This is a genomic window from Varibaculum cambriense (genome assembly GCF_022133705.1).
Classification (GTDB): Bacteria; Actinomycetota; Actinomycetes; order Actinomycetales; family Actinomycetaceae; genus Varibaculum; species Varibaculum cambriense_A.
In genome coordinates this window covers 90,437-103,592 of record NZ_JAKNHJ010000006.1, presented here as the reverse complement: position 1 = coordinate 103,592, position 13,156 = coordinate 90,437, and the positions used below count along the sequence as shown (strand labels likewise).

The 13,156-nt window shown below is 52.4% G+C and carries 7 protein-coding genes and 1 pseudogene; 4 read left to right on the top strand and 4 right to left on the bottom strand.

The annotated features are described in order from the left end of the window. The first annotated feature begins 40 nt into the window (after nt 1-40). Complete coding sequence (clpX, locus tag L0M99_RS04305) at nt 41-1,282, top strand: ATP-dependent Clp protease ATP-binding subunit ClpX (RefSeq protein WP_238127880.1); 1,242 nt, start codon at nt 41-43, stop codon at nt 1,280-1,282. Between the two features lie 140 nt (nt 1,283-1,422). Next, on the top strand, nt 1,423-1,743 hold the full coding sequence (locus L0M99_RS04300) for a chorismate mutase (RefSeq protein WP_101929906.1): 321 nt from the start codon (nt 1,423-1,425) through the stop codon (nt 1,741-1,743). Between the two features lie 52 nt (nt 1,744-1,795). On the opposite strand, the gene L0M99_RS04295 is transcribed toward L0M99_RS04300, so the two are convergent. The 4 genes and pseudogenes from L0M99_RS04295 to L0M99_RS04280 all read right to left on the bottom strand — a co-directional run bounded on the left by L0M99_RS04295 (nt 1,796) and on the right by L0M99_RS04280 (nt 8,603). Further along, on the bottom strand, nt 1,796-3,709 hold the full coding sequence (locus L0M99_RS04295) for an AMP-dependent synthetase/ligase (protein ID WP_238127879.1): 1,914 nt from the start codon (nt 3,707-3,709) through the stop codon (nt 1,796-1,798). A 19-nt stretch (nt 3,710-3,728) separates the two neighbouring features. Then, entirely contained in the window at nt 3,729-6,416 is a 2,688-nt protein-coding gene (gene valS / locus L0M99_RS04290; RefSeq protein ID WP_238127878.1) for a valine--tRNA ligase, read from the bottom strand. A gap of 249 nt (nt 6,417-6,665) precedes the next feature. Further along, nucleotides 6,666-7,628, bottom strand: coding sequence for a DUF5692 family protein (locus L0M99_RS04285; RefSeq protein WP_238127877.1), 963 nt, complete (start codon nt 7,626-7,628; stop codon nt 6,666-6,668). Nucleotides 7,629-7,631: 3 nt separating this feature from the next. Continuing rightward, nucleotides 7,632-8,603: pseudogene (locus L0M99_RS04280) on the bottom strand (hypothetical protein). A 292-nt stretch (nt 8,604-8,895) separates the two neighbouring features. On the opposite strand from L0M99_RS04280, the gene L0M99_RS04275 reads away from it, so the two are divergent. Further along, the gene (locus L0M99_RS04275) at nt 8,896-10,242 is read left to right on the top strand and encodes a DUF5692 family protein (protein ID WP_238127876.1); all 1,347 of its coding nucleotides are present in this window, start codon (nt 8,896-8,898) and stop codon (nt 10,240-10,242) included. 47 nt (nt 10,243-10,289) lie between these two features. Then, complete coding sequence (gene uvrA, locus L0M99_RS04270; RefSeq protein WP_238127875.1) at nt 10,290-13,124, top strand: excinuclease ABC subunit UvrA; 2,835 nt, start codon at nt 10,290-10,292, stop codon at nt 13,122-13,124. Nucleotides 13,125-13,156: the final 32 nt, after the last annotated feature.

Sequence of the window (13,156 nt, the reverse complement as noted above, 5' to 3'; positions counted from 1 at the left end):
TAGGCTAGGGGAGTAGGGATTTGATTTAGGAGGGATCTAGGTGGACGAAGAGGCCGAGCTCTTAAAATGCTCGTTTTGCGGTAAGACGCAGCGGCAAGTACGCAAATTAATTGCCGGGCCGGCTGTCTATATTTGTAATGAATGCGTTGATCTTTGCAACGAAATCATGGAAGAGGATACCGCGAAACATTCGCGCTCCAAAGCAAAACCTCTGCCAAAGCCTAAAGAAATCTACGACTTTTTAAATCACTATGTTATTGGGCAAGACCAGGCTAAACGGGCACTTTCAGTCGCGGTCTATAACCATTACAAGCGGGTGCAGGCTAAAGAGCGGGGCCAGAACATTGACATGTCTTTGACGAAGTCAAATATTTTGCTGCTAGGTCCTACTGGTTGCGGTAAAACTCATTTGGCGCGTTCTTTAGCTAAACTGCTTAACGTCCCATTTGCCATCGTAGATGCCACCGCCTTAACCGAAGCCGGATACGTGGGCGAAGACGTTGAGAATATCTTGCTGAAGTTAATTAATGCCGCCGATGGCGATATTAAACGCGCTGAACGCGGGATTATTTATATCGACGAGATTGATAAGATTTCCCGCAAAGCAGAGAACGCCTCGATTACCCGGGATGTTTCGGGGGAAGGCGTGCAGCAGGCGTTACTAAAAATTATTGAGGGAACCGTGGCCTCGGTACCTCCACAAGGTGGACGTAAACACCCGCACCAGGAGTATCTAGAGATTGACACTAACTCGATCCTCTTTATAGCGGCTGGAGCATTTGCCGGCATAGATGAGATTGTGAAGTCACGGCTAGGGCAACATTCCACCGGTTTTGGTTCTTCCTTGAAGTCTTCTGCCGAACATGGTGACCTTTATGCACAGGTCACCGCGGATGATTTGCATCGGTTTGGCCTCATTCCGGAGTTTATCGGGCGGCTGCCGGTATTAACTTCGGTAAAGGAACTCACCGAGTCCGATCTGGTGCGGGTATTGGTGGAGCCAGAAAACTCCTTGGTTACCCAGTACTGTTCCCTGTTTGAGTTAGACGGAATTGATCTGCATTTCACCGATGGAGCCATTCACGCGATGGCGCGGATGGCCAGGGAACGCGGCACTGGAGCTAGGGCGCTTTCGTCCATTATGGAGGCGGTGCTCAAGGAGACTATGTTTGAGGTTCCTTCCCAACCGGATGTACGTTCCGTGACTATCACGGAAGAGGTAGTGAACCAGGGGGCTAAACCCACTTTGCTAGAGACGGTTCCGCGTTCTAAGACGGCCTAAAAACGAGGCGTGCCGGTCCGGAGGGAACCGGGAAGAGCTAACCTGGCCGGCTAACGGGTACTGCTAGCGGATAGTGATATTAGTCAGGTTAGCTTGGACAGTGTTGGCCGTACTGGCTTGCTCTCATTTATCCTTAGGCCATGGATATTAAGCAGGAACATTCCACCCCTACGATCCCGCCCGAATTGGCTCAGGCGCGCGCCACTATCGACAATATCGATGCCGCTTTGATTCATATTTTGGCGGAGCGCTTTAAATGTACCCAAAAGGTAGGGTATCTTAAAGCTCAGCTGGGGCTTAATCCGGAGGATAAAGGACGGGAACAACGACAGGTAGCAAGACTGCGAGCTTTAGCGGAAGAAGCAGGCTTAGATCCGGTGTTTGCCGAAAAATTCCTAAATTTTATTGTGCAAGAAGTTATCCGCCACCATATCGATATTGCTGAGCAACAGCGCAGCTAGTCCTACAGACAATAAAACTAAGTATGGCGGGGGATAGACTAGCTGCTAAGCGCTAATCATCTTGCAACGGGCCGCCGTAGATCGCGTTAATCTCGTTTTCAAAACGCTTTAGCACTACGGAACGTTTTACCTTCAGCGAGGGCGTCATCGTGCCGTTCTCCAAAGAAAAATCAGTGGTTAATACCCGGATCTTGCGGATAGATTCGGCGCGAGAAACCTTTTGGTTAGTGCGCGCCACTGCCCGTTCCAAAGATTTGAGCACTGCCGGGTTGCGAGCGGCATCAGAAACATCCATCGGCGGTAAGTTGTGGTTGCGCAGCCAGCCCGGAAGCATTTCGGGATCCAAAGTAACTAGTGCCGCAATGAAGGGGCGACGATCTCCCACCGCTACCACATTAGAGATCAGCGGGTGTCCTCGCAGACCATCTTCTAGTATTTCCGGAGAAACATTTTTGCCCCCGGCAGTAACGATAATTTCTTTCATCCTACCGGTGATGTAGAGGAAACCGTCAGCATCAACCCAGCCCTTATCTTCGGTGCGCAGCCAGCCATCTTCGGTATAAAGCTCGGCGGTTTCTTTCTCCAAATTGCGATAGCCAGGAGACATCGGCTCGCCCTTGAACAATACTTCGCCCTCGTCAGAGATCCGTACTGCAATCCCGGGAATTGGCTGTCCCACGGAGCCTATTTTGGCGCGATCTGGTACGTTCACGGCGGCCGGTCCTAGAGTTTCGGTCAGGCCGTAGCCTTCGCAAACCGCGACTCCAATCCCGCGGAAAAAGTGTCCTAAACGGGTAGAGAGGGGACCGCCCCCAGAAATAATATATTTGGCATTGCCGCCTAAAAGATTAGTGATGCGCGACAAAATCAGTTGATAAAACACCTGTCGACGAAGCTTTAACGCCCGGGAAGGCCCCTCGGGGGTATCTAGCGCCTTGGAATAGTCGATAGCGGATTTGGCGGCCATCCGGAACAAACGCAGCTTTATCCCGTGTCCTGCAGACGCATCGGCGGCATTGTAGATTTTTTCGAGGACGCGGGGGACTGCCAACAGATAGGAAGGTTTAAAAGAGGCGAGATCCGCCAAGAGATTCTTAGTATCGGGTACTAGTCCGAGCACTCCTGGCCCTACGAGGGCGCCCCAGGAAACCATCCGTGCCAGTGCATGCGCTACTGGCAAGAATAGCAGGCAGCGGGTGGTTTTTTGCATCCCAATTTCTGACATATAGTCCAGCGCGTTCAATATCAAACTGGTGGCATTGCGCTGAGTGATAATGGTGCCTTTGGGATGCCCGGTAGTTCCGGAAGTATAAATAATAGTGGCAATAGTATCCCCGGTGATTTGGGCGTTATAGGAGTCAATAACTGCCGGAGCTATTTGCCGCCCCGCCTCAATAATGGTGAGTAAATCCCCGGCAGCCAGCGAAAATATCCGGCATTTGCGGTCTGCACGCGCGGCTACCGCCTGAATCAGTTCCTGAGAGGACTGGTTGGACGCTATCGCATAGCGAATATCCGAGTCTTTAAGAATCCATTCGATTTGGGCGGCAGAGTCGGTTTCGTAAATCGGAACCGTAATAATCCCAATGGCTAGCGCGGCCATATCGATCAAAGTCCACTCATAGGAAGTAGGCCCGTGTAGGGCTAAACGGTCGCCTGGCTTTAGGCCAATCCCCAGCAGGCCACGAGATACGGAACAAACTTCGTCCCAAAATTCGCCGGCAGAGACCTTACGCCATTGTTCGCCCAGCATGGTTTTTTGTTCAATAACCGTTTGGTCAGGGTTTTGGGTAACGCGACGGCGAAACAGGGAAACAACATTGTCGTGTTCAGAACGAACCTTCGTTGCCGGCATGGAAAACTCTTTTAATTTACCGGGAGTATCCCCGGCCACCGCAACTGTTCCGGGAGGAAAAGTAAATCCTTTGTCTGCTTCCACTGGTTTCTCCTTGAACCGTTTAATCATGACTTTAGTTTATCCTAAGTTACTTCCGTACTTTCTTAGGGGGAGGGGTGCCCAGCACCGCATCTTCCGTAGTGACTTGCAGTTCGGCTTCTTTGTTTACCTCGACTTTAACCGTCCCAGTTAAGGAGGCAGCCGCGTCTAAATCAGCCCGCACTGCCGGCAGATTCTCCGCTGACCAATCATCGGCGTAAACCACAGTTACCTGCTCAAATGGGGTGCGCTGTCCCACTTTGGCTTCGGACTTTACCTTGCGGAGCACACTCAGCGTGTCGCCAGCCAATTTCAAAAGTTGTGCATCTCCTGCGGCGGCTTGCAGAGCGGGAGTAACCTGCGGCCAAGGAGCGGTATGAACCGATCCCGTGCGATACCAAGACCAAACTTCTTCAGCAGCATAGGGCAGGAACGGTGCCAGCAGGCGGGTTACGTTATCCACCACAATTGCCAGGGCAGTCCGCGCAGAATCCTGCACCTCTCTCTCCCAGTTCCCGGCGAAGTTGTGGGCGCGATCTTTAACTAGCTCTAGGTAGTTGTCACAAAAATCCCAGAAGAAAGACTCGGTTTGCTCCAGCGCCCGGGTGTGGTCGTAGTTATCGAAAGCTGTGGTAGCTGTGGTAATGACCTCATTTAGGCGGGCGATTACCGCTTTATCCAAGGGAGTAGTTACGTTTGCGGGATCTAGGCACAAACCGGCGTCCTCGGTCATAGATAGAGCAAACTTAGAGGCGTTGAGCAGTTTCATTGCCAGGCGCCGCCCGATCTTCATTTGGGCTTCTTCAAAAGCAGTGTCGGTGCCTAGCCGGGCAGCCGCCGCCCAATAACGCACCGAGTCTGATCCGTGTTTTTCTAGCAGTCCCATGGGGGTAACTACATTGCCTTTAGACTTCGACATTTTCTTGCGATCCGGATCCAGAATCCAGCCTGAAATCGCGGCGTTCTTAAAGGGAAGGGCGCCAAACTCCAGGTGTGCGCGCACTACCGTCGAGAACAACCAGGTGCGGATAATGTCTTGACCCTGGGGACGTACATCCATGGGGTAAACCCGTTGGAATAAATCTTCATCGCGCAGCCAACCGCCAGCTATCTGAGGAGTCAGCGAAGAGGTCGCCCAAGTGTCCAAAATATCTACTTCGGCGGCAAATCCGCCGGCTTTCCCGCGTTGCTCCGCGGTGAATCCGGCGGGAACATCGCTAGTAGGATCAATCGGCAAGGATTCTTCCGCTGGCATCAGCACCTGGTCATAATCAACCTCGCCGTTCTGGTCAATGCGATACCACAGCGGAATCGGTACCCCAAAGAAGCGTTGCCGGGAAACCAGCCAGTCGTTATGCAGGCCATGCACCCAGTTGGAGTAGCGTACCTTCATGAAATCGGGGTGGAATTTAAGTTCCTCTCCGCGCCCTAGTAGCTCACTATTGAGGTTCTCAGAGTGTCCGCTCAGGGTGTAGTCGCTGCCGCCATTGCGGATGTACCATTGCCGGGACATTACGATCTCTAGAGGACGGTCACCTTTTTCAAAGAAATTGGTTTGCCGCATAGTTTTTTGCGGCTCTCCCTGCAGCTCTCCGCTTTCTTTGAGGGCGTCCACTACGATTTGCCGGGCGGAGAAAGTGGTTTTCCCGCGAATTGCATCCATTAGCTTGCTGCCTGCCGGATCGGTAATCCAATCAGTCGGTTCATGAGTAATCCGGCCATCTTTTGCCAAAATCACTCGGGTAGGTAGTTCGAGGTCTCGCCACCACTGAACGTCGGTAACATCACCGAAAGTACAGCACATGGCGATGCCGGCGCCCTTATCCATTTCGGCTGCCGGGTGGGCTAACACCGGAACCTCAACGTTAAAGCCCGGGCTGTTCACCGTTTTGCCAAATAGATGCTGGTAGCGCTGGTCATCCGGGTGTGCCACCAGGCAGCAGCAAGCCGCCAGTAACTCCGGACGAGTAGTTTCAATTATTACGTCATCTCCACCCGGCAGGTGAAAAGCGAGCGCATGATAGAAGCCGGGGTAGTCGCGTGCTTCTAGTTCGGCTTGTGCCACCGCGGTTTGGAAAGTTACGTCCCACAGGCCGGGGGCGGCCGACTGATAGGCTTCCCCGCGCTTTAAATTCCGCAAAAACGCAGTTTGGGCAACCTTTTGGGAATCCTTAGAAATGGTTTGGTACTGATGCTTCCAATCCACGCTCAGTCCCAGCCGCCGCCACAGTGCCTCAAAGGACTTCTCGTCCTCTTTAGTTAGTTCTTCACACAGTTCAATAAAGTTTTTACGAGAAATCGGTACCTGATCGCGGGCTTTCACCGACTTGGAATCCCCGTGATGAGGCGGCTCAAAATTCGGATCATAGGGCAAGGTGGGGTCACAGCGGACTCCGTAATAGTTTTGGGCACGCCGCTCGGTAGGCAGGCCATTATCGTCCCATCCCATGGGGTAAAAAACCGCTTTGCCCTGCATGCGCTGGTAGCGAGCGAGGCAATCGGTATGGGTATAGGAGAACACGTGTCCTACGTGCAAAGATCCGGAGGCCGTAGGCGGGGGAGTATCAATCGAGAACACCTGCTCGCGCTGCGCCTCGCGGTCAAACGCATAGACCTGCTGCTCTTCCCAGGTCTGCCCCCAGCGTTCTTCAAGGCCGTCTACGCTTACTCGCTGAGGTACCTGGGGGGCGGGTAAGTTCAGATCGGTTAAATCCCGGTGATCGTGGGGATTACTCATCGGCCATCTCCTATTTTATCTTTTCCCTGTTTAACGGCTCTGCTGCCTTACGAGGCGCAGTAACTAGTGTTTACATACCCTACTAAACTACTCGGTTTCGCAGGCCAACCCCAAAATATTGCGGACGTCCTCGGCCTCTAAAAATATCTATAAAGACTGGTAAAGCTAAGAGCCTGCCACTTAGAAACCTTAATCAAACTCAGGAAATCTAGGTGACAGGCTCTGACCCAGCGCCGCGGCCGGGAGGTGCTAATTATTTTTTAGTTTGCCGCCATTTTCGCGAGCAATCTGCTGATTATAGGGGGTATCCCAATAAACTTCTTGGGTAAAGGGATTGCGCCTGGTGGAGCGCACCTTATAGAGGTGATACCCGAACACCACCACATTGGCCACTAGCGCGGCTGCCGAAAGTAGCAGCATCGCCGTGGAGTTGTGGGCGCTGCGGTGGGCAAACATGGAATCTTGCATAAAGTGCGGGAAGGTTAGCACTATCGCTGACCAGAAGGTCAAGGTGTAAGCCCGGTATTGAATCCAGGCTCCCTTCCCGAATGCTAAGAAGGCGGGGATCGTACAAGAGGCCAGTAGAGCTACCCCCGAATACCAGGCGCGATCAGCTAGACAGTTATAAACGTAGGCAACATTCCACAGATCGTAGGCAATAATCCAACCGACAGTCAGATCTCCCCAGATGATTTGCTTATTCTTGCCTTTGGATACGTAGATTCCCATCCAGCCCGAAATCATCAGGAAATTTAGGATTCCCGCGATTCCGTTCATAATGTTCCACGGCCCGCCCCAGGTAACCATGCCTTGCGAGGGATCGACCCCGTGAATGCCATAACACTGGAAATCGCGAATAACTGCTTCGGTAATGTTTATCGCCAAAATAAAAGGCGGGATACACAGGTACCAACGTTTATCACGCAGCTTCGGGAAATACTGCAACGCTACCAGCGACAATGACCCGATTAGCGCCGAGTATTGTTTCACAATCGGGAACCAACCGTCCGAGTTAGTGCCGGCACGTGAATAAGGCCACCAGAAAATTGTCAAGGCCACGGGGATGACAATGAATACCGCGATCGCCACCCATTTATAACGGATCGCTAGCCAGGCCATTACCGCCAGCCCCGCGATGACCACCACTAACATTAGGTAGTCATACCACTGACCCAGTTCGAAAAAGAATAAAGTGGGATAGTCCGGTGTCATTTGCTATTTCGCCGCCTTCTTACCCCAACCAGGTAGATAGGTTTTCTCTTTCTTTTGGCGGATCTGTTCCTCCCAGGAAAACTCGGGTTCTTCCCAATCGGTGAAATAGTCGCTATCTACTACCTCGGCCCAGGGGGAGTTAGCAGAGGTGGGCGGCCAAGCCGGATTGTCGGTTACCGGAGGACGCACCTCATTTACTGCCGGGTCTTGGCGGCCATAGCGTAGCCACTAGTTGTGGGTGTCTTCGTAAAGCTCAGTGCCATCCCAGCGTCCCGCGGGGGTGTTATAGCCGAAGAGCTTGCCCCCCAGGACTGCCCGCTTAATCCGGCCTTGCCACTGCGGTTTCTTGCGGAATTCGGCAACCCGCTTCACATAGAGGTTCTGCAGATGCGCCATACACCCGCCGATTAATTCAATGTTGATCCAGTTAATCGCGGCCGCGAATTTGGTGTCGGGTTCAAATCCGATCCGCCAATGGTTGATCAGCCGGCACCTTTCGCCCTGGAGGGGAATCAGGTAAAAACACCAGGCTGCCGCGTAGTGCTTCATCCCGGGATAGCGGAACGCGAATGATCCCGGTGCCCGCGGCGGGTGTTTGGTGTCGACCCATTGGGAAAGATACTTACCGGGGACTACATCCGCCCACTCCATGGACATACCGGTAAAGTCAAAAGCCGCGATGTCCCCGGGCTTTAAGGCTTCTGGTCCTTGCCACTGTTCCTGGATTTCGTAGGAGTTAAAGAAAGGCAGCCGCGCAAAGGTTCGTTCTAGGAATTCGGAGGAATAGGAGCCGGCTTTGTCGCAACCTAACTGTTTTAGGTGCCGGTACACCGCATAGGCGGGAGCATCAATATTAATGGCATAAGTAGAGGAGCGACCATTGGAGTAGCAACGATCGATTAAGTCATCGGAAGGATAGTGCCACTCATTTTCTTCTTTAGTAGCTTTGCCCGAAAACTGACTGAAGCCGAACATTCCGCCGAGGGCGACACTGCCCCCGAAAGCTCCCAGGCGCAAAACCTTTTTTATCCGGCCAGATTTGCTAGACATATAGATTCTCCGTAGTTGTATGTTTTGGATATTTTTTTTAAACAGGTAACACCGTTGTTAACCCTGCGTTAGCATTTAACCTATCACTGTCTGTCGGATTCTAAGGTCTTTTGAAAAGATATTTTATGGTGACGCATCCGCAGGTAGTGTCATTTTAAAAGTTAATACGTAAGGTCAAAGTAATCGGGCAGCGTGGCCTGGTTAAAAAGGAATTCTGATGGGATTTTTATGGGAAGTAGGCCCAATCTGGGTCTACCTTTTTTGGATATTAATTTTTGTTCTCCAAATGCTAGTAGCCGAAATGCATCGCCGTTGGACGTGGACTGCCTTCGCCCTCTGGACAGTCGGCGGAGTTTTACTGATTCCCTATGTCATTATCCACGGGGTGCCCATGGTGGGATGGTTCCCCTTCGGAAAATTCATCATCATGCTCGCCACAGCTACGATGACGGCCTTCCTCCTGCACTGGGGTAAACGCAATCCCCTAAAAGCTCGCCGTTATGCGATTTGGTTTGGGGTTGCCCTCTGGATTGGGCTGGCAGTAAATATTATGGAAGCTAATATTCGCGACCTGACCATCTATTTTGAAGCTGACACCTACCGCGCTTGCGCCACCAATTTCCAATGCCTAATGGATATCGATTCCGCCCGTTCAATTTCGATGATCGAGGGGCTACCAGAAACTCGCGGAATCACCGCAGCTAGTGGCTCTGTAGCCTGGTATCAAGCTGCCGCAGAGGCTTTTAAGACCAGCGGAGTAGGCATCGACCCTGCCACCGGATTCCGTACCATCGGTGGTTACTGGAACCTACTCTCGGCCGCCGCCGGGGTACTAAACATTATTACTATTACCGGCCTAGGAAAAATTTTTGTGTCTTCGGCAAAGAAAGGAAAAGTGCAAGGGCTGATTTGGGCGGATATGGCCTGGCCGTGGATTATTGCCTATGACCTGTGGAATCATTCTTTCCTGTACAACTCGCTCGCCGACTACACCTGGTACTGTACCTTGGCGTTACTGCTAGCTTGTACGGTACCTGCCTTCACCTGGGCGAAAGGACAATGGATCTGGTTCCGCTGTTTCACTTTGATGTTCTGGATTGCGGCCAACAACATCTTCCCGGAACTGCTAGTGCGCCCCTCCATCATGACTAACTACGCCACTATGAACCCGACGGCCAATATCGTGTGTGCCTGGTTGGCTTTGCTATCTAATGTGGCGCTGTTTATTTATTGGCTCTACAAGATGAAGAAACATCACCGCAATCCCTGGACGAACTGCCTGTTCTTCGAACTAGGAGCCTTTAGGAAAGTGGTCAAGCAATACGCGGACGATAAGGATAAATATTTCTTAACGGACTTCATCCCCGAAACTCCCTCCGGGCTGGGGTTCGAACCGGAATCTAAACTGCCGCCAGTAGACGGATATGTGGGATGGATGCCCTGGTGGAAGGAAGACAAACGGTATCCGAAACTGCGCACTTCGCTTTCGGCAGATCCCAAGCTGGTCGAAAAAGGGATCAAATCCGATCCGAGCTGGGACGTTACCAAAGAAAAGGAAGCCTAGCTGCCTGCGAAAATGCAAAATAGAACGTTTGTTCGTAGGATAGGAGTGTGGATGAAAAACTGGTAGTTAAGGGAGCACGGGAACACAACCTACGCAATGTGGGCATCGAGATTCCCCGCGACCAGATGGTGGTGTTTACCGGACTTTCGGGATCGGGGAAGTCTTCACTGGCTTTCGATACCATTTTCGCCGAAGGTCAGCGCCGCTATGTAGAGTCCCTGTCCTCTTATGCCCGCCAGTTTCTCGGGCGCCTGGATAAACCAGATGTAGATTTCATCGCCGGGCTATCTCCGGCGGTTTCTATCGATCAAAAATCTACCTCCCGGAATCCGCGTTCTACCGTAGGTACGATTACCGAGGTCTACGACTACTTGCGGTTGCTGTATGCCCGCGCCGGGCAGGCTTACTGCCCGGTGTGTGGGGAAAAAATCCAAGCCCAAACCGCCCAGCAAATCGTGGATCGCCTGCTTACCCTGCCGGAAAAAACCCGGTTCCAGATTCTGGCTCCGGTGGCGCGCGGACGCAAAGGCGAATATAGCGAACTGTTTGCGGACCTGGTAACCCAAGGTTTCTCGGCAGCAGTGGTGGATGGGGAAACTGTGCGCCTGACTCAGCCCCCCAAGCTGGAGCGCAAAATTAAACACGATATTTTTGTGCGCGTCGATCGTCTAGTGATGAAAGAGGGAGTGCGCACCCGGCTCTCCGACTCGATAGAAACCGCGCTAAAACTGGCAGACGGGTTGGTAGTGGTGGATTTTGTGGACCGAGATGAATCTGATCCGGAGCGTTCCCGCCACTTTTCTGAAAATCGCGCCTGTCCCAATGATCATCCGTTGCAGCTCGAGGAAATCGAGCCGCGCACTTTTTCCTTCAATGCTCCCTATGGGGCTTGTCCTGATTGCTCCGGCCTGGGTTCCCATCTAGAGGTTGATCCGGAACTGGTGGTTCCCAATCCGGAGCTATCTATCTCCGAGGGTGCGATTCGTCCCTGGTCAACCAAAAATAAATATCTTATGCACATGGTGGCTGGTCTGGGGGAGGAACTAGGATTCGATCTGGATACTCCCTTCCGAGAGCTCTCGGCCTCCCAAAAGAAAGCTCTGTTGCGAGGGCGCGACTATCGGGTGAAAGTAAAGTTCCGGAATCGTTGGGGACGGATGCGCACCTATTCCTCCGGATTCGAGGGCGCAATCCCCTGGATTATGCGCAAGCGCGAGGAAACCGAGTCCGAGGTGATGCGGGCGCGCTACGAAGGCTATATGCGCCAGGTTCCTTGTTCCACCTGTCACGGTGACCGTCTAAAACCGGAGGTACTGGCGGTAAAAATCGGGGACCTAAATATCGCGGAGCTAACTAAACTATCGATTTCCGCCAGTTGTCAATACCTGGCGGAAGTGGAGTTAACTGAGCCGGCCAAGAAAATCGCGGAACCTATTTTGAAAGAAGTGCAGGTACGCTTGCAGTTCTTACAAGATGTAGGTCTAGGTTATTTAACCTTAGCGCGGGGAGCGGCCACGCTTTCCGGGGGTGAAGCCCAGCGGATTCGTCTGGCCACTCAGATTGGATCCGGGCTAGTCGGGGTGCTTTATGTACTCGATGAGCCCTCGATTGGCTTGCATCAACGGGATAACCATAAGCTAATAGAAACCCTCAAGAAGCTGCGCGATTTAGGGAACACTTTGCTGGTGGTGGAACATGATGAGGACACTATCCGCTCCAGCGACTGGATAGTCGATATCGGGCCGCAAGCTGGTGAACATGGGGGAGAAGTCCTCTACTCGGGACCAGTAGCGGGGATCGCAGACTGTAAACGCTCCCTCACCGGACAATATTTGTCGGGTAAGAAGCAAATAGTAGTCCCTAAAAAACGGCGCCAGATCGAGAAAGATCGGCAACTAAAAATTATTGGGGCGCGAGAAAACAACCTTAAAAATCTCGATGTTTCGATCCCTCTAGGTAAGTTGGTTCTGGTCACCGGGGTGTCGGGGTCGGGTAAATCTACCCTCATTAATCAGGTGATGTACGAGGCGCTAGCCGCCAAGCTACAGCGAAAAAGAGTGGTTCCCGGGCGACATAAAGCTATCGAAGGAGTCGAGCATCTGGACAAAGTGGTGCACGTTGATCAAAGCCCGATTGGGCGCAACCCCCGCTCCAACCCGGCAACTTATACCGGGGTCTGGGATGCAGTGCGCGCCCTCTTTGCCCAAACTCCGGAGGCGCAGCTGCGCGGATATGGACCCGGCCGTTTTTCTTTCAATGTGAAAGGAGGACGTTGCGAATCCTGTAAGGGAGACGGCACCCTCAAGATCGAAATGAATTTCCTGCCGGATGTGTATGTGCCCTGCGAAGTATGTGGGGGCGCTCGCTATAACCAGGAAACTTTAGAAATTAAATATCGGGATAAATCGGTTGCCGAGGTGCTTGATATGCCAATCAGCGAAGCAGCGGAATTCTTTGCTCCCATAAACAAGATTTCTCGGCATCTCAACACCCTGGTAGAGGTAGGATTAGGGTATCTGCGCCTGGGCCAAAGTGCTACCACCCTGTCTGGGGGAGAAGCCCAACGAGTGAAACTGGCCAGTGAACTGCAGCGCCGCTCCAATGGACGCACTATCTATGTATTAGACGAGCCCACCACCGGCCTCCACCTGGAAGATATTCGCAAATTAATGCTGGTCTTGCAGTCCTTAGTAGACAAAGGCAACTCGGTAATCGTAATCGAACACAATCTGGATGTAATCAAGTGCGCTGATTGGGTGATTGATTTAGGCCCCGAGGGCGGAGACGGCGGAGGTACGCTAGTGGCGCAAGGCACTCCGGAGCAAGTAGCAAAAGTGAAAACTTCCTACACCGGACAGTTCCTGCGCGCAATGTTGAACTGATGTTCTCTTAAGTAAAGAGAGTAATGAGACAA